The sequence below is a fragment of the Massilia aquatica genome (genome assembly GCF_011682045.1).
Classification (GTDB): domain Bacteria; phylum Pseudomonadota; class Gammaproteobacteria; order Burkholderiales; family Burkholderiaceae_D; genus Telluria_A; species Telluria_A aquatica.
In genome coordinates this window covers 128,300-154,731 of record NZ_VVIW01000006.1, presented here as the reverse complement: position 1 = coordinate 154,731, position 26,432 = coordinate 128,300, and the positions used below count along the sequence as shown (strand labels likewise).

The following is a 26,432-nucleotide window of genomic DNA, read 5'->3' as shown; positions in this document are numbered from 1 at the left end:
CGGGATGCACGCACGTAGCCGCAGCGTGCGCCGTAACAATTTTCAAAGATTGTCCATTTGCAATTGTATAATTGTGGCTCATTAGTTAACTAAGCCAATAATGTTTGCAAATATGAATGTACCGTCCGCACGCCGCCCGGTGGCGCTGGCCGCCCTGATCGCACTGCTGGGCATCAGCGCCTGCGGCGGCGGCGGCGGCACCAACAACGCCACGCCGACCCCGGCGCCGGGCACGACGCCGGCCCCGACCCCGACTCCAACCCCGGCCCCGGCCCCGACCCCGACCCCGACCCCGACGCCGACACCTGAAACATCGCCGGGTCCGCTGATCACGGCGCAGCCGGCCAATGTGGTGGTGCTGCCTGGTCAGTCGGCCACCTTCAGCGGCGCCGCTTCCGGCAGCGGCGCCATCAGCTACCAATGGCTGCGCAATGGCGTGGAAATCGGCGGCGCCACCGACGCCAGCTACACCGTGGCGTCAGCCGGAGTGTCCAACAATGGCAGCGTCTACAGCGTGCGTGCGCGCCATGCCGGCGGCGCGACCGAGAGCGCCGCGGCGATGCTGACGGTGAAGGGCAGCGGCATTCTTCCGTTCGTGGGCGTTACCGGCGAGAAGGACGATTTCGGCGTCGTTGCGTCGATCCAGCAACCGACCGGTGTCGCCGTGGACAGCGCAGGTAACTTGTACGTCGGGCGCCACAGCACGTTGTTCAAGATCGGCAGCGGCGGCCAGCGCAGCGACATCAAGCTCCCATCCTACTGCGACAACCAGGATATGCAGGCCGACCAGGCCGGCAATGTCTACGTACTGTGCCACAACGCCATGGTGCGCTTCAATCCCGCTGGCGTGCCGACCCTGACGGTGGGCGACGAGGGGATCTCGGGCGATGTCGATGGCAGTGCCGCCACGGCGCGCTTCTCCACGCTGTCCGCCCTGGCGCTCGACGACAAGGGGAACGCGTATGTGGCCGATTCGGGTAATGGCAAGGTGCGGCGCATCGACAGCAACGGTACGGTCACTACCCTGGCCGGCTCCGGTCTGTACGCTGTCCCGCGCGACGGCGTCGGCAGCGGCGCCGGCTTTAACAATCTGGGCGCGATCGCCGTCGATGCCCAGGGCAACGTGGTCGTCAGCGACGGCTCGGCGCTGCGTAAAGTGACACAGGCTGGTGTCGTCACCACCCTGGCCGGAGAGGTTCGCACGATCGGCTCGGCCGATGGCGCCGGCGCGAGCGCACGCTTTTCCAAGATCATCAATGCGCTTGCATTCGACCGCAGCGGCAATCTGATCATTGCCGATAGCATGAACCACATCATCCGCAAGATGAGCGCCGATGGCCGGGTAAGCACCATCGCCGGCCTTGCCGGACGCAAGGCCTACGCCGACGGTCCCGCCGGCAGCGCCGCCTTCAACCTGCCGCTCGACGTGAATGTGGATGCGGGCGGGAATATCTACGTGGCCGACCGCGACAACAATGCGATCCGCAAGATCGGTACGGACGGCACGGTGTCCACCGTGTCGGGCACGTCCGCCGTGCTGCGCACCAGCGGTTATACCGACGGTCCAGGCATGAGCGCCCGCTTCCACGGCAATCGCGGGCTGGCCACTGACGCCGCCGGCAATGTCTACGTGGCCGATGCATTCAACCGCGTGATTCGCAAGATCTCGCCATCGGGCGTTGTCGGCACGGCGGCCGGTTCGCCGGCGCTCAGCCGCAGGGATGGCCGCGGCACCGGCGCAGGTTTCATTCGCCCGATCGGCGTGACGGTTGGTCCCGATGGCAGCCTGTATGTGATCGACGCCGCCTCCACCGACAAAGTCGATGAAACCGATGCGCTGCGCAAGGTCGCGCCAGATGGCAGTGTGAGCACCATCGCGGTGCCACTCGACTTCAACGATGGCATGTTAAGCGATGGCAGCCCGCCGCGCCTGTTCTTCCAGGCGCTGGCCGCTGACGGGCTGGGTAATGTGTACCTCACGGCAGTCAGTGACGGGGCAGTGTGCCTGGGCGCGCCGTCGGCGTGTCCCTCCAAGACGCCGCGCACGACCATCCGCAAGATTAGCGGGGCCGGTGCGGTCAGCACGCTGCTGACGTCGGAGACTGTGTACCCGGGCGGCTTGGGCCGTAATCGCCGCCCCCTGAGCGCAACAGCGCTGGCGACCGACCGCGCCGGCAATCTGTTTATCGCCGACGCGGATAATGGCGTCGTGCTGAAGATGACGCCAGGCGGTGGGGTGAGCACCTTCACCGACAGCATTGGTTTCGCCAACGGTACGCTGTTGACCGTCGACCAGGCAGGCAACCTCTATCTTGCAAGCCGGGACACCGGGTATATCAGGCGCATCGCGCCGGATGGCAAGACCTCGGTGTTTACGGGCGATCCAAAGATCGGCTATCGCTGGCCGGCCACCTTCGGCAGTTTCGCCTTGCCCCTGCCGTGGATGTACGGGCTGGCAGTCGATGCGCAGGGCACCGTCTACGTCAGCGTGATTAACGGCGTGGTCAAGGTCGTCACGCCGTAAGCAGCATCGGCGCAGCGGGTGCGCTGCGCCTTCCTTGCTACAGCACGCACATCCGGTTCGCTTCCGCGCGCAGCGACGCGCGGAAGTCCGGATGGGCGATCGCGATCAGCGCCTGCGCGCGCTGCTTGGCCGACTTGCCGCGCAACTGCGCCACGCCGTATTCGGTCACCACGTAATTGATGTCGTTCTTGCTGGTGGTGGCGTGCGTGCCCGGCGTGAGCGTGGACACGATGCGCGAAATCGTGTTGTCCTTGGCCGTCGAAGGCAGCACGATGAACGACTTGCCGCCGCGCGAACGGTTCCCCGCCCGCACAAAGTCGACCTGGCCGCCGGTGCCGGAATAGGGCAGGTGGGCGATGCTCTCCGAGCCGCACTGGCCCAGCAGGTCGATCTGCAAGGTCGCGTTGATCGTCATCAAGCTGTCGTTTTGCGCCGCCAGGTACGGGTCGTTGGTAAAGTTCGACGGATGCATCTCGATCATCGGATTGTGATGCAGGAATTTATACAGCTTGTGCGAGCCCAGCGCGAAGGTCGCCACCATCTTGCCCGGCATGAAGGTCTTCTTGCGGTTGGTGACCGCACCCGATTCGATCAGGGTCAGGATGCCGTCGCCGATCATCTCCGTGTGGATGCCCAGGTCGTGCTTGGAGGTCAGCTGCATCACCACCGCGTCCGGAATGCCGCCGTAGCCGATCTGCAGGGTCGAGCCGTCGTCGATCATGTCGGCCACGTACTTGCCGATCGCTTCCTGCACCGCGCCGATCTTCGGCAAACCCACTTCCAGGATCGGATCACTGCTTTCGACCAGCGCCGTCACCTGCGACACATGCACGTGGCACTGGCCGTGCGCGAACGGCACGTTGGGATTGACTTCGAGGACGATCGCGCGCGCTTTGGCAATCGCCGCCATGGTGTAGTCGACCGCCAGGCTCAGTGAAAAGAAGCCATGTTCGTTCATCGGCGAGGCCATGGCGAAGACCACGTCGGCGGGCGTGAGGCCCTGCTCGAACAGGCCGGGCAGCTCGGAAAAATAGTTCGGGATGAAGTCGCACCAGCCGCCCTGGCCGGAGGCGCGCGAGGCGCCGCCGAAAAACAGCGAGGCGTGGCGCACGTGGTGGGCGGTGTCCTGGTCGAAGTAGCCGAATTTGCGCATGGCCAGGATCTGCGCCACTTTCACGTCCGAAAATTGCTGGCGCTGGTCCGATAAGGCGGTCAGCAGGGCGGGCGGTTCGCCCACGCCGGTCGGCACGACGATCATGTCGCCGTCGCGCACGAGGCGCAGGGCATCAAGGGGCGTGGTGAGCTTTTGCTGGTAAAGCTGGTGCGGGGTTTGCATGCTTGTCTCCTTTTTTATGCGTGAATAGTACCGCAGGAAACTGACCAAGCGCTTACTCCAGGCGCGCGCCAGCGCCCGGCCTCGTCGTCGCGGCCGAGCGCGCGCAGGGCGTCGGCCACGCGCCCGATGCAGCCGGCCGGACCGTGGTCAAGCGAGGGATGGCTGCCCGCAAAGTCCCACAGGCGCTGCGCCGCGTCGACGATGCCGGCGCTGTCGGCGGCGTCGAGATGGTATTGCAGCAGGCCTTCGTGCTGCTCCCCGAACGGGATCGCCGCCAGGCCCTTCTCGTGCAGCACCGCGATGCGCGCATCAAGCGGGTCGAGTGCCAGGTAACGGTTCGCCAGCTTGCAGCACAGGATGGCGTCAAGGCGGACGTGGGCATCGCGCAACATGCCGGCGCCGTTCTCGAAAAAGCGCTCGAACAGCACCAGCGCCTGTTCATCGTAGCGCGTGGCCAGCGCCGCGACGGCATCAAACGGCCAGGGCTCGTGCGCGGGCAGCTGCTTGCGGGTCTCGTCCATCAGCGTCATGGCGATGCCATGGCACCAGCAGCGTTGCGCCGTCATCGAGCATCCGGCGCAGCGCCGCGCTGCCCTCGGCATGCGCCTGTGCGCTATCGAGGAAAGCATCAGGCTCGCTGGCGCTGCCTGGATCGGAATGCATGGTCATGGCGCCTGAATCAGATTGGGTGATAAAACGTGTTGTTCGCCACGGCAAAGTCGTCCTGCGCATAGAAGTCGTCGCGCTCGTACTGGCCGCCCATGGCGCGCGCCTCGCCGAACAGCTGGCGTGCGTGCGCGATGTCCTTGGCGACGCCTGGCGCACCGGTGGCGTACAGTGACGCCAGGTTGTGCGCCGCGCAGGCGTCGCCGAGCGCTTTGGCTTTTTCCAGCAAGGCAGCCGCTTCAAGCCCGCTGTGCGTCACGCCTTCGCCCAGGTAATGCAGCGCGCCCAGCACGCCGAGTGCGGCTGGGCTGTTCGCCGCAACCAGTGGCGCCAGCACGGCCAGGGCTGCGTCGGTGGCCGGCTGGATGATCAGATGGATGGCGCCAGTGAGCGTGGCATGATCGCGATCCTGGCGCGTGGCGTGCAGCACGGCGTTGAGCCGGCCCGTGGAAAGCGCTTGCCTGCACAGTGCTGCCCACGCGACATCACCCTCGGCGTCATGGAACAGACGTGCGTAGGAGCGCGCTCCAATATGCAGTCCACCGCCGCCGATCGAAAAACCGCGAAACTCGATCGGACTGCCCCAGCATGCCTCGTGCACGACGGACGTGTCGCGCCGCCCGAAGTCGATCGGCGTAAAGCGGGTGCTGGCGCACACCACGCACCTGGGCGGTGCCTTGCGACGCGACAGGTGTTCGTACAGCCAGCGAAAATCGGCTTCCTCGATCTCCAGCAGGTCGTCCACGATGCCCTCGCAGGCGATGCGGCCCGGCATGCGCCGCAGGCCGGCGGCCGTATCGAACTCGCGCGCGCCCGGAATGCGCTCGCCCCATGATGCGCCTTCACATGCATGGCACCACACTGGCAGCAGCAGCATCTCGCTGAAATGTGCGCCGCCGCTCCCGCCCGCCTCCGGTAAATCGGTATACGAGCGCGCAATCGTCGGAAACGCAAACTCCTGCGCGCAGCCCGTGCATTTCAGCGGGCTGTAATGGATGGTCATGGCGTGGCCGGCGCCGCGAACAGTACCTGGCCGCGCCACTTCGGGTCACGCCTGGCCGCTACCTGCTGGTCGAGGGAAGCGTCGCGCCGGCTGGCGCTGAGGATGTCTGACATGGTCTGCATGAGTGGCGTTGAACGGTAAATGCGCAAATGGGCTGGGAAGTATCGGTCCTGCCTTTCTTTTGGTCAACAATTAACCTTGTTTGTATGTAAATAAATGATTCTATTTGGTCCAGATCGGCACGTGCCGCTGGCGGCATATTCCTGTTAAAAATGGTAGGCTGGCTGCATCAATCAACCTCATGCGAGGTGACATCATGATCATGCTGAAAATTGCCGTGCTGCTGGCGGCGTCCCTGGCCGCCGGCGAAGCGGTGGCGCAGAAGGATGTTACGCCGGCCGCGCCCGAGGTACGAACCGACAACGGCCAGGCCAGGCCCGCGCCACCCAAGAAACCGCCGCCCAGGCGCCGCGCCGTGCAGCAGATCGTCGATGGCATGCCTGCTTACGGTCCGCGCCTGGCCACGCCGCCAGCGGTGCCGGTGAGCCCGCAGCCGGGGCCGTCCACGGTGGCGCCATCGTCCATTTCACCGCCGCCCGCAGTCATCAGCCGCTGCGACGCCGGCGGCTGCACCGACGTCAACGGCACCCGTTACAACGGCGCGGCCGGCAACAGCGTGATCGGCCCGCAAGGGCGCTCGTGCACCAACAATGGCGGCATCGTTCAGTGTTTTTAATGCGGCGCGACTGGTGTTTTGCGTGGAAAGTTCGCTACAATCCGGTTAATTGACGTTTACGTAAACGTCAAAAGAACCGATAAGAGAAAGAGGACACCATGCAAATTCAGGACAATGTATTCATCATCACGGGCGGCGCATCGGGCCTGGGCGCGGCGACGGCGCGCATGATCACCGAAGCCGGCGGCAAAGTGGTGCTGGCCGATGTGCAGGTCGAGGCGGGCGAAGCGCTGGCCGCTGAACTGAAGGGCAAGTTCGTCAAGTGCGATGTCACGCTTGAGGCCGACGGCCAGGCCGTCGTCGCCGCCGCTGTTGCCATGGGCACCCTGCGCGGCCTGGTCAACTGCGCCGGCGTCGCGCCTGCGGTCAAGACCGTGGGCAAGGACGGCCCGCATCCGCTGGAAGTATTCCAGCGCACCGTCAACATCAACCTGGTCGGCACCTTTAATATGGCGCGCCTGGCGGCTGACGCCATGGGCAAGACCGACGCGCTCGATTCGGGCGAGCGCGGCATCATCATCAATACCGCGTCGGTGGCGGCCTTCGACGGCCAGATCGGCCAGGCGGCCTACGGCTCGTCCAAGGCGGCGGTGGCCGGCATGACCTTGCCGATGGCGCGCGACCTGGCCCGCAGCGGCGTGCGCGTGATGACCATCGCCCCCGGCATTTTCGAAACCCCGATGCTGATGGGGATGCCGGAAGAAGTGCGCGGGGCGCTGGGCAACATGGTTCCGTTCCCGCAGCGTCTCGGCCGCCCCGCCGAATACGCGCACCTGGCAAAGGCGATCATCGAAAACACCATGCTCAATGGCGAAACCATCCGTCTTGACGGCGCGATCCGCATGCAACCGAAGTAATTTAATTACTGTACGATAGCGGGATCGGACGCGCGGCTCCAGTCCAGGAGTCGCGCGTTTCTCATTGGAGAATCCATGCTCAGGTTGAAGTGCCTTCCTTTCGCGCTGCTCGTTTTCAGCGCCCCCGTGTTCGCCCAGGACGCCGCCGTGCGCCCGGCCGACGCCCCCGAAATCCACACCGGCTACGCCGATAAATCCGGCTGGGCCGCGAAAAAATTCATGGTCGCCGCCGCCAATCCGCTGGCCGTGGACGCCGGCTACCAGATTTTGCGCCGTGGCGGCAGCGCCATCGACGCGGCGATTGCCACCCAGCTGATGCTGACCCTGGTCGAGCCGCAATCGTCCGGCATCGGCGGCGGCGCCTTTTTGATGCATTACGACGGCAAGAACGTGCAAGCTTTTGATGGCCGCGAAACCGCGCCGGCCGCCGCCGACGAGCACCTGTTCCAGAACAAGGACGGTACGCCTGTCTCGCGCGCGACCGGCGTGGTGGGCGGGCGCTCGGTGGGCGCGCCGGGCGTGCTGCGCATGCTCGAACTGGCGCACCGCCAGCACGGCAAGCTGCCCTGGAAGGCCCTGTTCGCGCCGGCAATCGCCATGGCCGACAAGGGGTTCCCGGTCAGCGCCCGCCTGAACGGCATGCTGATGTTCGACCAGCACCTGCGCAAGGACCCGGTGGCCGCCGCCTATTTCTATGACAAGGATGGCAAGCCGTGGCCGATCGGCCACCTGCTGCGCAACCCGGCGCTGGCCGCCACCCTGCGCGAAATCGCCGCTGGCGGCGCCGACGCCTTCTACAAGGGCCACATCGCCAGGGACATCGCGGCCAAGGTGGCGGGCCATCCGACCAATCCGGGCCTGTTGACGGCGCAAGATATCGGCGGCTACCAGCCCAAGGTGCGCGTGCCGGTATGCAGCGACTACCGCGCCTACACGGTGTGCGGCATGCCGCCGCCCTCGTCGGGCGGGATTGCCGTGGCGCAGATGCTCGGCATGCTCGAGACGAAGGACATGCGCGCCTATGCGCCGGTGGAGGGCGTCCTTGGCGCCGAGGCGGTGCATTTGTTTACCGAAGCGGGCCGCCTGGCCTACGCCGACCGAAACCGCTACGCGGCCGATACCGACTTCGTGCCGCTGCCGGGACGCGGCATTCCGAGCCTGATCGACAAGACCTACCTGCGCCAGCGCGCCGCCCTGATCGGCGACAAATCGATGGGCACGGCCAAAGCCGGCACGCCGCCCGGCATGGAAGTAGCGTGGGGCATGGACAACGCTATCGAAACGCCATCGACCTCGCACTTCGTGGTGGTTGACGGCAAAGGCGCCGGCTTGTCGATGACGACCACGGTGGAAGACGCGTTCGGCTCGCGCCAGATGGTGGGCGGCTTCATCCTGAACAACCAGCTCACCGATTTTTCCTTCGACTCGGTCGACGCCGCCGGCCCGGTGGCCAACCGCGTACAGGCCGGTAAACGCCCGCGCAGCGCCATGTCGCCGACGGTGGTGTTCGACCGCCAGAGCGGCAAACTGGTGCTGGCCATCGGTTCGCCCGGCGGGCCGGCCATCATCAACTACGTGGCCAAGACCCTGGTCGGCACGCTCGACTGGGGCCTGAACGTGCAGCAGGCCATCAGCCTGCCCAACTTCGGCAGCCGCAACGGCCCGACCGAACTCGAAACCGGGCGTTTTTCCCCGGCGCTGCAGGAGGAACTCAAGGCGCGCGGCCACACCCTGCGCAGCTACGAGATGACGTCCGGCCTGCACGGCGTGCAGCGCATCCTGATCCATGGCGAGCCGTGGTGGTTTGGCGGGGCCGATCCGCGCCGCGAAGGCGTGGCCAAGGGCGACTGAGGCGAAAGTCAAGCTATTGTAAAAAGTGGACAGCTGATTAAGTTTCTCCCGCAAGGCGTTCAGACCCTGATACGCTTGGCGGATGGAAACGGAACCAAAAACGGGCTTGATCCTCACCGGCGGTGGCGCGCGCGCCGCCTATCAGGTGGGGGTGCTGCAGGCGATCTCGCAAATCTTGTGGGAAGCCGGCTGGCGCCCCGCGCGCAATCCCTTCGATATCATCTGCGGCACCTCGGCCGGCGCGATCAACGCCGTGGCGCTGGCCTGCCGCGCCGATAACTTCGGCGAGGGCGTGCAAAAGCTGCTCGACGTGTGGGAGAACTTCCGCGTCGAACAGGTCTACCGCGCCGATTCGCTGGGCGTGCTGCGTTCCGGCGCGCGCTGGCTTTCGCTGCTCTCGTTCGGCTGGCTGCTGCGCAAATGGCGCGCCGCGCCGCCGGCCTCGCTGCTCGACAACACCCCGCTGGTGGGGCTGTTGCACCGCATGCTCGACCTGCCGCGGCTCGACGCGGCCATGTCCGACGGCCTGCTGCACGCGCTGGCGGTGACCGCCTCGTCCTACACCGCCGGCAATCACATCACCTTTTACCAGACCGCCGCCGACATTGCGCCGTGGGTGCGCATGCAGCGCATCGCCCTGCAGGACCAGATCGGGGTCGAGCATTTGCTGGCTTCGTCGGCGATCCCCTTCATTTTCCCGGCGGTGCCGCTGTACCTGGGCAGCCACCGCGAGTTTTGCGGCGACGGCTCGATGCGCCAGCTCGCGCCGATCTCGCCGGCGATTCACCTGGGGGCGTCGAAAGTGCTGGTGGTGGGCGCCGGGCGCCTGACCGAGCCGACCCGCGACACGCCCGGCCAGGCGCGCTATCCGAGCCTGGCGCAGATCGCCGGCCATGCCATGTCCTCGATTTTTCTCGACAGCCTGGCGGTCGACATCGAGCGCCTGAACCGGATCAACCTGACCCTGTCGCTGCTGCCCGAGGAGTACCGCAGCAAGATGCCCTTGAAACCGGTGGAGCTGCTGGTGATCGCGCCGTCCGAACGGCTCGACGTGATCGCCAGCCGCCACACGGCCAGCCTGCCGGCGCCGATCCGCACCATGCTCTCGGGGATCGGCGCGACCGAAGCGCGCGGCTCGGCGCTGGCCTCGTACCTGCTGTTCGAATCGAGCTACACCTGTGAACTGATCCAGCTCGGCCAGCGCGACACGCACGCGCGCCGCGCCGATGTACTGGCCTTTTTTGGCTCCTGAGCCTTGTCTGATGCGGCCCACCGCCATGGAGAACCTGATGAAAGCACTGATTGTCGACGACGACGTCGTCTCGCGCATCGCGCTGATGGACCTGCTGTCGGTGTACGGCATTTTTGACCTGGTCGAAGCCGAAGACGGCGCCGCCGCCTGGGACCTGCTGGCAGCGGGCCTGCATCCGGTGATCGTGTTTTGCGATGTGCGCATGCCGCGCATGTCCGGCATCGCCTTGTTGGAGCGCATGAAGGCCGAGGCGGCGCTGGCCCAGGTGCCGTTCGTGCTGGTGTCGTCGGCGTCGGACCGCGACACCGTGCTGCAGGCGGTGACCCTGGGCGCGGTCGGCTACATCCTCAAACCCCTGCATGCGGCCGAAGCGCGCGCGCATCTCGAAAAGATCTTCCGCATCACGCTCGACAAGCTGGCCGAAGACCCGGCCACCACCATGCGCCGCCTGAACATCGGGCCGGACCGGCTGGCCGCCTACCTGGCCGCGTTTGGCGAGCAGTTGCTGGCCGGACGGCCCGCCATCGTGGCGCTGCTGGAGGCCGGGGAGGGCGCCGACGCCCGACTGCGCATCGACTCGGTGCACACCGGCTGCATGACGCTCGGCCTGTGGCACGTGGCCTCGCAGCTCGATACCGCGCGCCGCGGCCTGCCCGACGTCCGCACCGTGGCCATGGTGCTGGGCGAAGTGAGCGAATCGGTGCGCCGCCAGTTGAGTCGCCTGCGCGCCGGCATGCCCGACGAAGGAGCGCTTGCCTGAACCCGATCCGCCGCCTGCGCGCGCTGTGCGCGCTGCTTCTGGTGCTGTGCTGCCTGCCGTTCGCGGGCAGCCAGGCCGCGCCCGCGCGCACCTTGCGCTTCGAGCACCTGAGCGTGGAGCAGGGCCTGGCCCAGGAATCGGTGCTGGCGGTGGCGCAGGACGCCGACGGCTTCATGTGGTTCGGCAGCCAGGCCGGCCTGTCGCGCTTCGACGGCTACCGCGTCACCACCTGGCGCAATGTGGTCGGCGACCCGCGCAGCCTGGTCAACAACTGGGTGCGCGTGCTGCACGTGGACCAGGACGGGCGCCTGTGGATCGGCACCGACGGCGGGCTTGACCGCTTCGACCCGGTCACCCAGACCTTCATTCATTACGCGCCGGACGAAGCGCTCAAGCGCGGCAACGGCAACCGCCACGTGCGCGCCATCGCCGGCGACGGCCGCCAGGGCCTGTGGGTGGGCACCAGCGACGGCCTGCAGCATCTCGACATGGTCAGCGGCCGCTTCAAGGTGTGGCACCACGTGCCGGGCGACGAGGGCAGCCTGGCCGACGACCAGGTCAACGCGCTGGCGCTCGACAAGGGCGGGCGCGTGTGGGTCGGCACTTCGTCCGGGGTGGACAGCCTGGCGCCCGGCGCACGCGCTTTCGAACATCATCCGGCTCCTGGCCTGGACCACAAGAACAATATGGTGCAGGCCTTGCTGGTCGACGCCGACCAGACCCTGTGGATCGGCAGCCTGGGTGGCCTGGAAAGCTGGAAGATCGGCAGTCCCGCCGCGCAGCGCCGCCGCCTGGGCGCGCCGGACGGCCTGCGTTCGGGCTACATCACCACCCTGTACCAGGACCAGGACCGCAACCTGTGGGTCGGCAGCCATACCGACGGGCTGTATCGCTGGCGCCCGGACACGCGCCGCTTTGCCAACTACCGCCATCTGCCGGGCGACAAGTACAGCGTGGCCGACAACCAGATTTCGGCCATGTATCGCGACCGCGTCGGCACCTTCTGGGTCGGCACCTGGTACGCCGGCGTGAGCCGGGTCGACTTGAACAGCGGCGGCTTCGCGCGCATTGCGCGGCATGCCGAAATTCCCGATACCCTGTCCGACAACAAGGTGCGTGCGATCGCCGCCGCGCCCGGGGGCGACCTGTGGCTGGGCGCGAACAGCGGCTTGAACCGGCTCGACCCCGAGAGCGGCCAGGCGCGCCTGTACCGGCACGATCCGGATAATCCGAACAGCCTGGCCGGCATTCCGGCCAGCGCGCTGGCGCATGACAAGGAGGGCATGCTGTGGATCGGCAGCCATTCGGGGGTGGCGCGGTTCGATCCGGCCAGCGGCGACTTCACGCGCCAGTCGTTCGCCGAGGGCGACCCGGACCGCAACCATATCCGCGGCATGCTGTCCGACCGCGCCGGCATCATGTGGATCGCCTCGCGCGGCGGCCTGCACCGGCTCGACCCGACCACGCGCGCCGTCGTCACCTACCGCCACGACGCGGCCGACAGTTCCAGCCTGGCCGACAACGTGGTGCGCCCGCTGCTGGAAGACCGCCGCGGCCAGCTCTGGATCGGCACCTTCGACGGCCTCGACATGCTCGATCGCGCCACAGGCAAATTCCGCCACTTCCGCCACGACCCGGCCAACCCGGCCAGCCTCAGTCACGACGAAGTGCACTATCTGCACGAAGATAAAAAGGGCGCGCTGTGGGTCGGCACGGCGGCCGGCTTGAACAAGATGAGCATCGGCGCCGGCGGCGCGGTCACCTTCCGCCGCTATACGGTGGCCGACGGCCTGGCCGACGACGCGATTGCCGCCATTCTGGAGGACGAGGAGGGCAAGCTCTGGGTCAGCACCAACACCGGCATCTCGCGCTTCGATCCGGCGACCGGCACCTTCCGCAATTACAGCGCCGGCGACGGCACCATCGAAGGCGCCTATTTCGACGGCTCGGCCCTGCGCGCGCCGGACGGCACCATGTATTTCGGCGGTTTCAATGGCGTCACCGCCTTCAACCCCAGGTCCATCAGCGACAACCTGATCGCCCCGCGCGCGGTCATCACGGGTTTTCAGATCTTCAACAAGCCGGCCGCGCTGGCGCGTCCCGGCCTGTTCAAGGGGCCGATCGAGACGACCCGCGCGGTCACCCTGGGCGCGGCCGATTCGGTGTTTTCGCTCGAATTCTCGGCCCTGCATTACGCCGCGCCGCAGCGCAACCTGTTTTCGTACCGGCTCGAGGGCTTCGACCAGAACTGGGTCAACACCGACGCCACGCGCCGCTTCGCCACCTACACCAACCTCGATCCGGGCACCTACACCTTCCGCGTGCGCGCCGCCAACAAGGATGGCGTGTGGAGCGACGACAGCGCCAGCATGGTCATCACGATCCTGCCGCCGCTGTGGAAGACCTGGTGGTTCCGCACCCTGTCGGCGCTGCTGGTGCTGGGCAGCGCCTACTGGGCCTACCGCGCGCGCCTGTCGGGACTGCAGCGCCAGAAGGATCTGCTGGAAACCCAGGTCGGCGCGCGCACGGTCGAAGTCGAGCAGCAGAACCGCCTGCTGGAACGCCAGAAGCGCGAGCTTGAAGCGCAGCGGCTGGACGCCGACAACCAGCGCGCCGAGGCCGAGCAGCGCCGCTTCGACGCCGAGCGCCAGAAGGAAGAAGTCGAACGCCAGAAAGAGAACGTGGAACTGGCGCACCGCAACATCTCGGTGCTGTCGGAAATCGGGCGCGAGCTGACCGCCACGCTCGACATGGAAACCATCATGGGCACCGTGTACCGCCACGTACACCACCTGATGGATGCGCGCATCTTCGGCATCGGCTTTTATCGCGAGGACGCCGGCGTGATCGAGTTCCCGTTCGCGATGGACCAGGGCGTGCGCAGCCAGTTCTATACGCGCCCGCTGGACGACCCGCACCAGTTCGCGGTGTGGTGCCTGAAGCACCGGCGCGAAGTGTTCATCAACAACCTCGATGTCGAATACGTGCGCTACCTGGACGCCGAGCAGAGCGCGGTGCCGGTCCCGCCGCTGCGGGTCGACGGCAGCCCGCGCTCGCTGCCGGTGGCGATGATGTACGTGCCCCTGATCGTCAAGGAACGCATGATGGGCGTGCTGTGCGTGCAGAGCGTGGAAGTGAACGCGTACCACCGCGTGCACCTGGACATGCTGAAAACACTGGCCGCGCACGCGGCGGTGGCGCTCGATAACGCGCGCGCCTACCGCGAGCTGGAAGAAACCCAGGCGCGCCTGGTCGAGCAGGAGCGCCAGGTGCGCCTGAACACCGTCGAACTGGCGCAGGCCAACGAGGCGCTCAAGGAAAACGACGAGCGCCTGCGCCTGGCCAAGCAGAAGGCCGAAGACGCCACGCGCCAGAAGTCGGAATTTTTGGCCAATATGAGCCACGAGATGCGCACCCCGCTGGCCGGCGTGATCGGCATGCTGGGGTTTGCGCTGCGCGACGGCCAGCTGCAGGAAAACACGCGCGAGCAGATCCTGCGCGGACAGGCCAATGCCCAGTCGCTGCTCACCATCATCAACGACCTGCTCGACTTTTCCAAGATCGAGGCCGGCAAACTGACCATCGAGAACATCGACTTCGCGCTCACCGCCGCCGTCGAAAACGTGGTCAGCCTGTTCGAGGAGCAGGCCGCCGCGCAGAGCGTGGGATTTAACGTGGCGCTGGCCGAGGACCTGCCGCGCTTCGTGGTGGGCGACCCGACCCGCCTGCGCCAGGTGCTGGTCAACCTGGTCGGCAACGCCTTCAAGTTCACCAACAACGGCGCGGTGCGCCTTGCGGTCGAACGGGTGGCCCCGGGCGAGGGCAGCGCGCCCGGCGTGAACGTGATCCGTTTTTCGGTCAGCGATACCGGGATCGGCATCGCCCAAGACGCGCTGGAACGGCTGTTCCAGAAGTTCGAGCAGGCCGACAGCACCACCACGCGCCGCTACGGCGGCACCGGTCTGGGACTGGCGATCTGCCGCCAGCTGGTCGACCTGATGGGCGGCTCGATCAGCGTCGACAGCAAGGAAGGCGTGGGCAGCACCTTCAGCGTCCTGCTGCCGCTGGCCGACGGCGTGGCCCCGCCGATGGTGCCGCACGTGCCGCGCGAGCCGCACAGCCACCGCCTGAAGGTGCTGTGCGCGGAAGACTTCCCGACCAACCAGATTATCATCCGCATGATGCTGGAAGACCTGGGGCACAAGGTCGACATCGCCGACAATGGCCTGCTGGCGGTGGCGGCCTGCGCGCGCACGCGCTACGACCTGATCCTGATGGACGGGCGCATGCCCGAGATGGACGGGGCGTCGGCCACGCGCCTGATCCGCGCCGGCGGCCCGCCCGACGCGCCGGTGCGCGACCAGGAACTGATGATCGTGGCCCTGACCGCCAACGCCAGCGAGGAAGACCGCAGCCGCTACCTCGCTTGCGGCATGGACGATTTCCTGACCAAGCCGATCGACGAAGCGGCCCTGCATCATCACCTGAGCCGCGCCATCGAACGCCAGCTCCAGCGCGGCATCAGCCTGGCGCCGATGCCGCAGCCGCGCGTGGAACGCCCGCCCAGCACCTCGGAACTGGACGCCATGTTCGGCGTCGATACCGGGCCGGCGCCGCTGGCGGGGCCGGCGGCGCACAATGCCGGACGGCGCGCCAGCGACCTGAAGGCGCGCATGCGGGCCGCCTTTGCCAGCGACCTGCCGGGCCGCCGCGCCGAGCTTGAAGAAGCCATCGTCAAGCACGATGCCGAAACGGCGGGGCGCCTGCTGCATGGCTTCAAGGGCAGCTCGTCGTACCTGGAAGCGACCGAACTGCACCAATTGTCGGGCGAGATGGAAGAAGCGGCCGACGCGCGCCGCTGGGACGCCATCGCCGCGGCCATGCCGCGCCTGCGCGAACTGCTGTCGGCGTACGACAATGCGTGAGCTGCCAGGCGATGACCCGCCATGCATATGCTGTAATATTGGCGTATAAGCGATCGGGACAGGCTGGAGAAGGATGTTTTATGGCGTTGCTGCGTACGGAGGTGGCCAAATGAAGGTTCTGGTGGTGGATGACGACATCGTATCGCGCATGGTGCTGATGCACCTGATCGACGCCTGCGGCAAATTCGAAATCCTCGAAGCGGAAGACGGCGCCGACGCCTGGGACCAGCTTGAAAACGGCCTGCGTCCGGCCATCTGCTTCTGCGACCTGCGCATGCCGCGCCTGTCCGGCATGGACCTGCTGCAGCGCGTGCGCGCCGACGGCGCCCTGGGCGCGATGCCGTTCGTGCTGGTCTCGTCGGCCACCGACCGCGATACGGTCGACCAGGCCAGCGGCCTTGGCGTGTCGGGTTACATCGTCAAGCCGTTCCAGGGCGATCAGGTGCGCGAGCACATGGCCGGCCTGACCGGGCGCGACCCGATCGCGGTGGCGCCGCGCGCCGAAAAAGTGCAGGCGACCCTGCTGCGCCTCGGGATCGGGGCCGAACGCCTGATGGTCTACCTGGGCGGGCTGCAATCGCAGGTGGCCGCCGCCGCCACCGACATCGCCGACCTGCTCGAACGCGGCGAGGACGGCGCGGCCCATGTGCGCATCGAACGCCTGCACGCCGGCTGCCTCACCCTGGGCCTGAGCGGAGCGGCCGACACGCTCAAGGCGCTGCCGCCCGGCGCCCTCGATCCTGCCCGGGTCAAGCTGGCGCTGGCCGAGGTGGTGCGCTCGGCGATGCACCAGAGCGAAGCGCTCAAACGCATTGGCGGCGGCGCCTGACGCCGCTGCGCGAAAGCGCTTGATGTTGTGATAGTTTAGGTCTAAAGTATCTCTCGGTGAACGATTGATTTTTTTCCGGGGCGACCATGACACATTCGACGGCATCGGCATTGAGCGCTTCGGCCTACCAGGACGGCTTTGCGCGCGAACACCTGCCGCCGCCAGGCCAGTGGCCCGCCTTCCTGTTCGACCTGCCCGAACTCCAGTACCCGGCGCAGCTGAACTGCGCCGCCGAACTGCTCGACGCTGCCGTCGAAGGCGGGGCGGGGGAGCGCATCGCCATCGTCGGCGAGCACGAAAGCTGGACCTATTCCGAACTCCAGCGCCGGGTCGACCGCATCGCCTACGTCCTGCGCGCCGACCTGGGACTGGTCACCGGCAACCGCGTGCTGCTGCGCGGCGCGAACAACCCGATGATGGCCGCGTGTCTGCTGGCAGTGCTGAAAGCCGGCCTGATTGCGGTGCCCACCATGCCGCTGCTGCGCGCGCGCGAGCTGACCGCCATCGTCGACAAGGCCAATGTGGACGCGGTGCTGTGCGCGGCCAGCCTGCGCGGCGAGATCGACGCCGTCTCGGCGCTGCCGCGCCACGTGGTGATGTTCAACGATCCCGACAACCCGGCCTCGGTCGAAGCCATGATGGCGCGCCACCCGGTGCCGTTCGCCGCGCACGCCAGCGCCGCCGACGACGTGTGCCTGATCAGTTTTACCTCGGGCACGACCGGCATCCCGAAGGGCACCATGCACTTCCACCGCGACGTGCTGGCCATTTGCGACTGCTTCCCGCGCCATACCTTGCAAGCGCGCGCGGACGATATTTTTATCGGCACGCCGCCGCTGGCGTTCACGTTCGGCCTGGGCGGGCTGCTGCTGTTCCCGATGCGCGTGGGCGCCGCCGGCGTGCTGCTCGAAAAACTCACGCCCGACACGCTGCTGGCCGCCATCGACAAATACCGCGCCACGGTGTGCTTTACCGCGCCCACCTTTTACCGCCAGATGGCGCCACTGGCCGCCGGCTACGATGTGTCGAGCCTGACCCGTAGCGTATCCGCCGGCGAGGCGCTGCCGCTGGCCACGCGCGAGGCGTGGCAGGCGGCGACCGGGCTGCGCATGATCGACGGCATCGGCGCGACCGAACTGCTGCACATCTTCATTTCGGCCGCGGGCGATGCGATCCGGCCAGGGGCGACCGGCAAGCCGGTGCCGGGCTACCAGGCCTGCATTCTCGACGCAAACGGCCAGCAGGTGGGGCCGGGCGTGATTGGCCGGCTGGCGGTGAAAGGCCCGACCGGCTGCCGCTACCTGGCCGACGAACGCCAGAAGGACTATGTGTGCGATGGCTGGAACCTCACCGGCGACGCCTACGAAATGGACGCCGACGGCTATTTTTACTACCGCTCGCGCACCGACGACATGATCATCTCGGCCGGCTACAACATCGCCGGCGCCGAAGTCGAAGAGGTGCTGCTACGCCATGAAGCGGTGGCCGAATGCGGCGTGGTCGGACGGCCCTGCGAAGAACGCGGGCAGGTGGTGGAGGCGCATGTGGTGCTGCGCGCCGGCTTCGCGCCGGGCGAGGCGCTGGCCATCCAGCTGCAGGATTTCGTCAAGCTGCAGATCGCGCCATATAAATATCCCCGTTCGCTCAGGTTCACCGACAAACTGCCGCGCACCGAAACCGGCAAATTGCAGCGCTTTAAGCTGCGCTCTGCTTAAATCCAAGAACCAAGCCCATGAATATTGTGTGTATCGGCGGCGGCCCCGCCGGACTGTATTTCAGCCTGCTCATGAAAAAGCAGGACCCGTCCCACCAGATCACCGTGGTCGAGCGCAACCGCCCGTACGACACCTTCGGCTGGGGCGTGGTGTTTTCCGACCAGACCCTGGGCAATCTGTCGAACGCCGACGACTTGAGCGCGCGCGCCATCCTGCAGTCGTTCAATCACTGGGACGATATCGACATCTTCTTCAAGGGCGAAAAAATCACGTCGGGTGGTCACGGCTTCTGCGGCATCGGGCGCAAGCGCTTGCTCAACATCTTGCAGGAGCGCTGCGAGGAGCTGGGCGTGCAGCTGGTGTTCGAGAGCGACGTCGAGGACGACCAGGCGCTGGCCGCCAGCTATGGCGCCGACCTGGTGATTGCGTCGGACGGCTTGAACAGCCGCACCCGCAAGCGCTACGCCGATACCTATCAACCGGATATCGAGGCGCGCCGCTGCCGCTTTGTGTGGCTCGGCACGCGCAAGAAGTTCGACGCGTTCACCTTCGCCTTCAAGGAGACGGAGTACGGCTGGTTCCAGGCGCATATCTATCAGTACGATGGCGACACCTCGACCTTCATCATCGAGACGCCGGAAGAGGTGTGGCGCCGCGCCGGCCTTGACCAGATGACGCAGGAAGAGAGCATTGCGTATTGCGAGCGCCTGTTCGCCGACCAGCTGGACGGGCATGCGCTGATGTCCAACTCGCCGCACCTGCGTGGCTCGGCCATGTGGATCACCTTTCCGCGCGTGGTGTGCGCGCAGTGGGTGCACTGGAATGGGTCTGTGCCTGTTGTGCTGATGGGCGACGCCGCCCACTCGGCGCACTACTCGATCGGTTCCGGCACCAAGCTGGCGCTGGAAGACGCGATCGAACTTGCGCGCTGCTTTGGCGCGCATGCCGATGCGGCGCAGGCGCTGGCGGCCTACCAGGAAGTGCGCGCGGTCGAAGTGCTCAAGCTGCAAAGCGCGGCGCGCAATTCGATGGAATGGTTCGAGAACGTGGAGCGCTACACCGCCATGGAGGCGCCGCAGTTCGCGTACTCGATGCTCACGCGCAGCCAGCGCCTGTCGCACGAAAACCTGCGCCTGCGCGACCCGGCCTACGTCGCCGGTTTCGAAGCCTGGATCGCGCGCCGCGCCTGCGAGCAGGCGGGCATCGAGGCGCCGCCTGGCGCGCGCATGCCGCCGATGCTCACGCCGTTCAAGCTGCGCGGGGTCACGCTGAAGAACCGCATCGTGGTTTCGCCCATGGCGCAGTATTCGGCGGTCGATGGCGTGGCCGGCGACTACCACCTGGTGCACCTGGGCGCGCGCGCCTTGGGTGGCGCGGCGCTGGTGTTTGCCGAGATGACCTGCGTGTCGGCCGATGCGCGCATTACCCCGAACTGTCCCGGCATGTACGCACCGGAGCATACGGCGGCGTGGAAGCGCATCGTCGACTTCGTGCACGCCAGTTCGGACGCGAAGATCGCGCTGCAACTGGGCCACGCTGGCCCCAAAGGATCGACCCGCGCCATGTGGGACGGGATCGACCAGCCGCTGGAGAACGGCAACTGGCCACTGGTGGCAGCCTCCGACGAACAGTACCTGGAGGGCGTGTCGCAGACCGCGCGCGCCGCCACGCTGGCGGACATGGAGCGCATCGAAGCCGATTTTGTGCGCGCCACGCGGGCCGCGCTTGAGGCCGGGTTCGACTGGCTGGAGCTGCACTGCGCGCATGGCTATCTGCTGTCGTCGTTCATTTCGCCGCTGACCAACCGGCGCGGCGACGAGTTTGGCGGCACGCTGGAAAACCGCTGCCGCTATCCGCTGCGTGTGTTCCGCGCCATGCGCGCCGCCTGGCCGGTGGACAAACCGATCAGCGTGCGCATTTCGGCGCACGACTGGGTCGACGGCGGCATCACGCCCATTGACGCGGTGCAGATCGCGCGCCTGTTCAAGGACGCCGGCGCCGACATGATCGATTGTTCCTCCGGCCAGGTCAGCAAGCGCGAAAAGCCGGTGTATGGTCGCATGTTCCAGACCCCGTTCGCCGACCGCGTGCGCAACGAGGCGAAGATTCCGACGATCGCGGTCGGCTCGATTTTCGAGGCCGATCACGCCAACAGCATCATCGCCGCCGGCCGCGCCGATTTGTGCGCGGTGGGGCGGCCGCACCTGGCCAACCCGGCGTGGACGCTGGCCGAGACGGCGAAAATCGGTTTTTCGGCGATCGCCTGGCCCAAGCCGTACCGGCCGGCCAAGCAGCAGCTCGAGCGCAACCTGGAACGCGAACGCCAGCTGGCCGCCCTTGGTGCGGGCCTGACCCCGCAGCAGGTCGCGGCCAAGCTGCTGGAGGGCTGATGGACGAGATCAATCAAGAACATGGCGGCGCGGGGCTGGACCTGGCCAGCCGCCTGACGCAAGACCATCACCAGTCGCTCAAGCTGTGGCTGCGCATGCTTTCGTGCACGGTGCGCATCGAGAACGAAATCCGCAGCCGCCTGCGCACGACCTTCGACATCACCCTGCCGCGCTTCGATCTGATGGCGCAGCTGGAGCGCCATCCGGACGGGCTGCGCATGGGCGAACTGTCCAAACGCATGATGGTCACCGGCGGGAACATCACCGGCATCACCGACCAGCTGGAACAAGAGGCGCTGGTGGTGCGCGTGCCCGACCCGAAAGACCGGCGCGCCTACAGCGTCAAGCTCACGCAAGAGGGCCATACCGCGTTTGCCAGAATGGCGGTAGTGCACGAGGAGTGGATCGCCGACCTGCTTAAGGATATGTCGCCCGACGACAAAGGGCAGCTCATCGCGCTGCTCTCGCAAATGAAACAGCATCTTCAATAAGGAATACCATGCGTTACCTCCCAGGCCAGGCGCAGCAGCTGCCCGGCAACCGCAGCGCGCTGGCGTCGTACCAGGCCACCCATTTCCGTTTCGAGGTCGAGGGCGCAGTGGCAACCCTGACCCTGAACCGCCCCGAGCGCAAAAATCCGCTCACCTTCGATTCCTACGCCGAGCTGCGCGACCTGTTTCGCGCACTGGCGTATGCCGACGATGTGAAGACGGTGGTGATTACCGGCGCGGGCGAGAATTTTTGTTCGGGCGGCGATGTGCACGACATCATCGGGCCCTTGACGCAGCTCGACATGCCGGGCCTGCTGGCATTCACGCGCATGACGGGCGACCTGGTAAAAGCAATGCGGGCCTGCCCGCAGCCGCTGATCAGCGCGGTCGACGGCATCTGCGCCGGCGCCGGCGCGATCCTGGCGCTGTCGTCGGACATGCGGCTTGGCACTGCGCGCAGCAAGACAGCGTTTCTGTTTACGCGGGTCGGTCTGGCCGGCTGCGACATGGGCGCGTGCGCGCTGCTGCCGCGCGTGATCGGGCAGGGACGCGCCGCCGAACTGCTGTACACGGGGCGCTCGATGTCGGGCCTTGAAGCCGAACGCTGGGGCTTCTTCAACAGTATCAGCGAGCCCGATGCGCTGCTGGCCGACGCACAGGCGCTGGCCGCATCGCTCGCATCCGGGCCGACCTTCGCGCATGGCATGACCAAGAAAATGCTGCAGCAGGAGTGGAACATGGGCGTGGACGAAGCCATCGAGGCCGAAGCGCAGGCCCAGGCCATCTGCATGGCCACCAATGACTTTCACCGCGCCTATCACGCCTTCGTGGCCAAGCAGCGCCCGGTGTTCGAGGGGGATTGAAATGGCTGACAAAACCTATCTGGACTGGCCCTTTTTCGACGCCAGGCACGCCGCGCTGGAGCAACAGCTCGACGCCTGGGCCAGCGCCACTCTGGCGCCGGCGCACGGACGCGATGTCGACGACGCCTGCCGCACGCTGGTGCGTCAACTCGGCGCGGGCGGCTGGCTCGATCATGCGGTTGGCAGCATCGACACGCGCGCCATTTGCCTGATCCGCGAAACGCTGGCGCGCCACGATGGGCTGGCCGACTTTGCGTTTGCCATGCAGGGCCTGGGATCGGGCGCGATTTCGCTGTTCGGCAGCGCCGCCAACAAGGAGCGCTACCTGGCGCGCGTGGCGCGCGGCGAGGCGATTGCGGCGTTTGCGCTGTCCGAGCCGCAGGCCGGGTCGGACGTGGCGGCGATGCAGTGCGCTGCGCTACGCGACGGCGACGACTATGTCTTGAATGGCGAGAAGACCTGGATTTCGAATGGCGGCATCGCCGACTTCTACGTGGTGTTTGCGCGCACCGGCGAGGCGCCCGGCGCACGCGGGATCAGCGCGTTCATCGTCGATGCCGCTACGCCGGGCTTGTCGGTGGCAGAACGGATCGAGGTGATCGCGCCGCATCCGCTGGCGCGGCTGCGTTTCGATGGCTGCCGCGTCCCAGGCTCGCAGCGCCTGGGCGAGGCGGGGCAGGGCTTCAAGGTGGCGATGGCCACGCTCGATGTGTTCCGCACCTCGGTGGCGGCGGCGGCGCTGGGTTTTGCGCGGCGCGCGTTTGACGAGGCGATCGCGCATGCCAGCACGCGCAAGATGTTCGGCCAGACCCTGGCCGACTTCCAGCTCACGCAGGCCAGGCTGGCCGAGATGGCGACCGGGATCGACGCGGCCGCGCTGCTGACGTACCGCGCGGCGTGGCAGCGCGACCAGGGCCGCAAGGTCACCAAGGAAGCGGCGATGGCCAAGATGACGGCCACCGAAACGGCGCAGAAGGTCATCGACGCGGCGCTGCAGATGTTCGGCGGGATGGGCGTGGTCAGCGAGCATCCGGTGGAGCGGCTGTACCGCGAAATCCGGGCACTGCGCATTTATGAAGGCGCCACCGAAGTGCAGCAATTGATCATCGCGCGCGAGCTGCTGCGCGAGGTGGTGGCAACGGCGGCGCCGGAAGGGAAGGGATAGCATGGACTTTTTACAACCGGAAGGCTGGGCGCGCGCGCGCGGCTATTCGAACGGGGTGGCGGCCAGCGGACGCACGGTGTGTGTGAGCGGCATGATCGGCTGGGACGGGCAGGGCGTGTTCCACACGGATGACTTCGCCGGACAGGTGCGGCAGGCGCTGCAGAATGTGGTCGACGTGCTGGCCGAGGCCGGCGCGCGGCCGGAGCACATCGTGCGCATGACGTGGTATGTGCTCGACAAGCATGAGTACCTTGGCGCGCACAAGGAGGTCGGGGCTGCGTATCGCGATGTGATCGGCAGGCATTTTCCGGCGATGACGGCGGTGCAGGTGGCCGGCCTGATCGAGGACCGGGCGCGGGTGGAAATCGAGGTGACGGCGATCGTGCCGGCCTGAGCGCTCTACTTTTCTTGATTGGTTCCCCTCATCCGTACCTGGTCTGATTTACGACAAGACGCGGATGGAAAGCGCGACGAGGTCAATCGTACTAGACTATCTTTGATGGCGCGGCGCGTGCCGTGCCAGCAGGGAGATGTCGATGAGTATGAATGCCGTGCCCAACGGGCCACCGGAGCCTGGCAAGCAAGGGGCGCCGCTTGCCGGCGGTGCAGGCCCGCCCCATGATTTCGCGCTAGACCGCCGCCTTACCGTGCTTGAAACGCGTTTCGACACCATCGTGCCTATCTTGGCTACCAAGGCCGACTTGGGTGCCTTGCGACTGGAGGTGGAGAAAATACGATCTGAGTTGCTTGGAAAAATAGACGCAGAGGGTTCCGGATTGCGTGGAAAAATAGATGCGCTGGGTTCCGGATTACGTGGAAAAATAGATGCGCTGGGTTGCGAATTGCGCGGGGAAATGAGTGAATTAGCGTCGGATCTTCGCGAAGAAATGGTGATGTTGCGCAATGAGGTGCATGCTACCTTGATGAAGGCGATGATGTGGTTCGGTGCACTTGCTATCACCGTTATATTCAGCTTTGTCGGTGTCTTTATTCATTTCAGTAATCAGGTCAGTAATCAGATCAGCCATCTCTCTGCCCGTCTGCCTGTCATCACCGCGCCATTGACGCCCACTCCTCATCGCCCGGTACCTGATGGTTCGCCGCCCACACAGCGTTGAGTTTTTCAATGTATTCCCCTCCACTGAACCTTGCTCGACTTACCACAAGATGCGCGTGGAAAGTACAGTGACTGCAAACGTACACGCTTACGATTAATGGTGCGTCGCGCGCCGCGACAAACTGGAGAATGTAGATGAGTATGAACGCCGTGCCCAACGGACCGCCGGAGCCTGGCAAGCAAGGGGCGCCGCTTGCCGGCGGTGGAGGCCCGCCCCATGATTTCGCGCTTGACCGCCGCCTTACCGTGCTTGAAACGCGTTTCGACACCATCTTGCCGACCTTGGCTACCAAGGCCGACCTGGCCGAGTTGCGCCTCGATATGCACGAAAAAGTGGACAAGCTTCGTTCCGAACTGAACGAATTGCGTCTGGCGCTGAACGAAAAAATGGACAGATTACGAGCGGACGTCAATGCCGCGTTGATGAGTAACATGAAGTGGTGCGTCGGGATTGCCACGACTGTGTTTGTTGCCATTGCGGGCCATGGCGTGTATCTGGGAGCCCAGATCAACAGCCTCGCTGCGCGCCTGCCGCCAGCCTCGCCTGTTGCGCCGCTGTCCGAACGGCCGGCGGCAACCCGCGCACCGGCGGCGCCGCTCGCTTCGCCCCAGGCGCCAGCCGGGGAAGGTCGATGACGAGCTGGGGTTTCCTTACTGAAATGTGCGACAGCATTCATGCTGAGCTTGTAGGCTGCGGCTTTCGGGCGGCTTGCCTCAAGCCGGCCACCGCATTCGAAGGAGACCCAATTTGGATATGCGTACCTTTACCTCCCCGCTGGCGGGGATCGATCCTGGCAACTGGCTGCTCGCCGCTGGCGTGGCCGTGGGCAGCTATGTCATCCTGCACGGCGCCGTGGTGCTGTTCCGCCACCACCTGGCCAAGCTGAGCGAGCAGGCAGGGCCGACCGGCCGGCTGCCGAATTGCTCAAGGCCACCCTGGCGCGTACCAGCAAGCTGGCGCTGATGATCACCGCGCTGCTGCTCGGGCTGACCGTGCTCGACCTCGGCGCGCCGTGGTCCGAGCGCGTGCGCCACCTGTGGTTCATTACCCTTGGCGCGCAGCTGGCCTTGTATCTGGACCGCGCGCTCAGCGTCGGTGCGCAGCGCTACTTCCGCAGCCGCGCCAGTGCGCCCGACGCGCCCGCCACCGTGGCCAACACGCTCATGGTCTGGGTGCTCAAAACCGTGCTGTGGGTGGTGTTTTTCCTGGCCGTGCTGTCGAACGTCGGCATCGATGTCTCGACCCTGGTAGCCAGCCTGGGCATCGGCGGCATCGCGGTGGCGCTGGCGGTGCAAAATGTGCTGGGCGACCTGTTCGCTTCGCTGTCGATCGCCGTCGACAAGCCGTTTGAAGTGGGCGACTCGATCAGCGTCGCCGGCTTTTCCGGCAATGTGGAACACGTGGGCCTGAAGACCACCCGCATCCGCTCCGACAGCGGCGAGCAGATTGTGATCGCCAACGCCGAGTTGCTGAAAAACACCTTGCGCAACTTCAAGCGCATGTCGACCCGGCGCGTGCAGTTCTTGTTGCGCGCCAATCCGTCGACCACCAGGGCGCAGGCGGCCCAGGTGCCGGGTGTGCTGCGCGCCATCATCGAGCGCCAGGAAGGCGTGCGCTACGACCGCGTGCACCTGAAAAGCGTGACCCAGGAAGCGCTCGAGTTCGATGTTGTGTTCCATGTGCTCGATCCTTCCTACGGTCGCTACATGGATATCCAGCAGGCCATTTTGCTCGACGCCATGGAGGCCTTCGAGGAACTGGGGGTGTCCACGGTCGGGGCATCGCGCCATATGCTGATCGAGCGGGTGGCGCGTCCCGACAATGCCAGGCCGGCCGCGTCCGCCAAGCCGGCGGCGCTGCACAACGTCGTATTGACGCGCAAGCAGCCGTCCTGAATAGTCTTTTGCTGCGGTAACGAAATGGCATCGCATGACGTTTCCGCGCACAATGT

General features: G+C 66.2%; 21 protein-coding genes. 18 read left to right on the top strand and 3 right to left on the bottom strand.

Going from position 1 to position 26,432, the window contains the following annotated elements:
- Positions 1-112: 112 nt before the first annotated feature.
- Positions 113-2,524, top strand: coding sequence for a hypothetical protein (locus tag F1609_RS13055; RefSeq protein WP_167076863.1), 2,412 nt, complete (start codon positions 113-115; stop codon positions 2,522-2,524).
- A 37-nt stretch (positions 2,525-2,561) separates the two neighbouring features.
- On the opposite strand, the gene F1609_RS13050 is transcribed toward F1609_RS13055, so the two are convergent.
- The 3 genes from F1609_RS13050 to F1609_RS13040 form a co-directional block, all read right to left on the bottom strand.
- A complete protein-coding gene (locus F1609_RS13050; RefSeq protein ID WP_167076862.1) occupies positions 2,562-3,860 on the bottom strand; it encodes an acetyl-CoA hydrolase/transferase family protein in 1,299 nt (432 codons plus the stop codon).
- Positions 3,861-3,874: 14 nt separating this feature from the next.
- Positions 3,875-4,426 carry a hypothetical protein gene (locus tag F1609_RS13045; protein ID WP_167076861.1) on the bottom strand — a complete coding sequence of 184 codons (552 nt, stop codon included), beginning with the start codon at positions 4,424-4,426 and terminating at the stop codon, positions 3,875-3,877.
- Positions 4,427-4,539: 113 nt separating this feature from the next.
- Positions 4,540-5,529 (bottom strand): SEL1-like repeat protein, encoded by a 990-nt coding sequence (locus tag F1609_RS13040; RefSeq protein WP_167076860.1) that lies wholly within the window; start codon positions 5,527-5,529, stop codon positions 4,540-4,542.
- A gap of 316 nt (positions 5,530-5,845) precedes the next feature.
- On the opposite strand from F1609_RS13040, the gene F1609_RS13035 reads away from it, so the two are divergent.
- The 17 genes from F1609_RS13035 (at position 5,846) to F1609_RS12960 (ending at position 26,376) form a co-directional block, all read left to right on the top strand.
- Entirely contained in the window at positions 5,846-6,265 is a 420-nt protein-coding gene (locus F1609_RS13035; RefSeq protein WP_167076859.1) for a hypothetical protein, read from the top strand.
- Between the two features lie 98 nt (positions 6,266-6,363).
- A complete protein-coding gene (locus tag F1609_RS13030; RefSeq protein WP_167076858.1) occupies positions 6,364-7,122 on the top strand; it encodes a 3-hydroxyacyl-CoA dehydrogenase in 759 nt (252 codons plus the stop codon).
- A 75-nt stretch (positions 7,123-7,197) separates the two neighbouring features.
- Complete coding sequence (ggt, locus tag F1609_RS13025; RefSeq protein ID WP_167076857.1) at positions 7,198-8,973, top strand: gamma-glutamyltransferase; 1,776 nt, start codon at positions 7,198-7,200, stop codon at positions 8,971-8,973.
- Between the two features lie 82 nt (positions 8,974-9,055).
- On the top strand, positions 9,056-10,225 hold the full coding sequence (locus F1609_RS13020) for a patatin-like phospholipase family protein (protein WP_166873846.1): 1,170 nt from the start codon (positions 9,056-9,058) through the stop codon (positions 10,223-10,225).
- 37 nt (positions 10,226-10,262) lie between these two features.
- Positions 10,263-10,985: a response regulator gene (locus F1609_RS13015; RefSeq protein WP_167076856.1), complete on the top strand. Its 723-nt coding sequence runs from the start codon at positions 10,263-10,265 to the stop codon at positions 10,983-10,985.
- Between the two features lie 41 nt (positions 10,986-11,026).
- Complete coding sequence (locus F1609_RS13010) at positions 11,027-15,910, top strand: two-component regulator propeller domain-containing protein (protein ID WP_370661624.1); 4,884 nt, start codon at positions 11,027-11,029, stop codon at positions 15,908-15,910.
- Between the two features lie 109 nt (positions 15,911-16,019).
- Positions 16,020-16,739: a response regulator gene (locus tag F1609_RS13005; RefSeq protein WP_167076855.1), complete on the top strand. Its 720-nt coding sequence runs from the start codon at positions 16,020-16,022 to the stop codon at positions 16,737-16,739.
- An 86-nt stretch (positions 16,740-16,825) separates the two neighbouring features.
- Positions 16,826-18,454, top strand: a complete 1,629-nt coding sequence (locus tag F1609_RS13000; RefSeq protein ID WP_187363013.1) for an AMP-binding protein — start codon at positions 16,826-16,828, stop codon at positions 18,452-18,454.
- Between the two features lie 17 nt (positions 18,455-18,471).
- Positions 18,472-20,844: a bifunctional salicylyl-CoA 5-hydroxylase/oxidoreductase gene (locus tag F1609_RS12995; protein ID WP_167076854.1), complete on the top strand. Its 2,373-nt coding sequence runs from the start codon at positions 18,472-18,474 to the stop codon at positions 20,842-20,844.
- A complete protein-coding gene (locus F1609_RS12990; RefSeq protein WP_167076853.1) occupies positions 20,844-21,335 on the top strand; it encodes a MarR family winged helix-turn-helix transcriptional regulator in 492 nt (163 codons plus the stop codon). The genes F1609_RS12995 and F1609_RS12990 overlap by 1 nt, the downstream gene beginning before the upstream one ends.
- 8 nt (positions 21,336-21,343) lie before the next feature.
- Positions 21,344-22,198, top strand: a complete 855-nt coding sequence (locus F1609_RS12985) for an enoyl-CoA hydratase family protein (RefSeq protein WP_167076852.1) — start codon at positions 21,344-21,346, stop codon at positions 22,196-22,198.
- A 1-nt stretch (position 22,199) separates the two neighbouring features.
- Positions 22,200-23,363, top strand: a complete 1,164-nt coding sequence (locus F1609_RS12980; protein ID WP_167076851.1) for an acyl-CoA dehydrogenase family protein — start codon at positions 22,200-22,202, stop codon at positions 23,361-23,363.
- Between the two features lies 1 nt (position 23,364).
- Entirely contained in the window at positions 23,365-23,757 is a 393-nt protein-coding gene (locus tag F1609_RS12975; protein ID WP_167076850.1) for a RidA family protein, read from the top strand.
- 142 nt (positions 23,758-23,899) lie between these two features.
- Entirely contained in the window at positions 23,900-24,481 is a 582-nt protein-coding gene (locus F1609_RS12970; protein ID WP_167076849.1) for a hypothetical protein, read from the top strand.
- 140 nt (positions 24,482-24,621) lie between these two features.
- Positions 24,622-25,116, top strand: coding sequence for a CCDC90 family protein (locus F1609_RS12965; protein ID WP_167076848.1), 495 nt, complete (start codon positions 24,622-24,624; stop codon positions 25,114-25,116).
- Between the two features lie 112 nt (positions 25,117-25,228).
- Positions 25,229-25,444: a hypothetical protein gene (locus F1609_RS34560; protein ID WP_229421861.1), complete on the top strand. Its 216-nt coding sequence runs from the start codon at positions 25,229-25,231 to the stop codon at positions 25,442-25,444.
- On the top strand, positions 25,402-26,376 hold the full coding sequence (locus F1609_RS12960) for a mechanosensitive ion channel family protein (protein ID WP_229421860.1): 975 nt from the start codon (positions 25,402-25,404) through the stop codon (positions 26,374-26,376). Before F1609_RS34560 ends, F1609_RS12960 begins: the two co-directional genes overlap by 43 nt.
- Positions 26,377-26,432 lie beyond the last annotated feature (56 nt).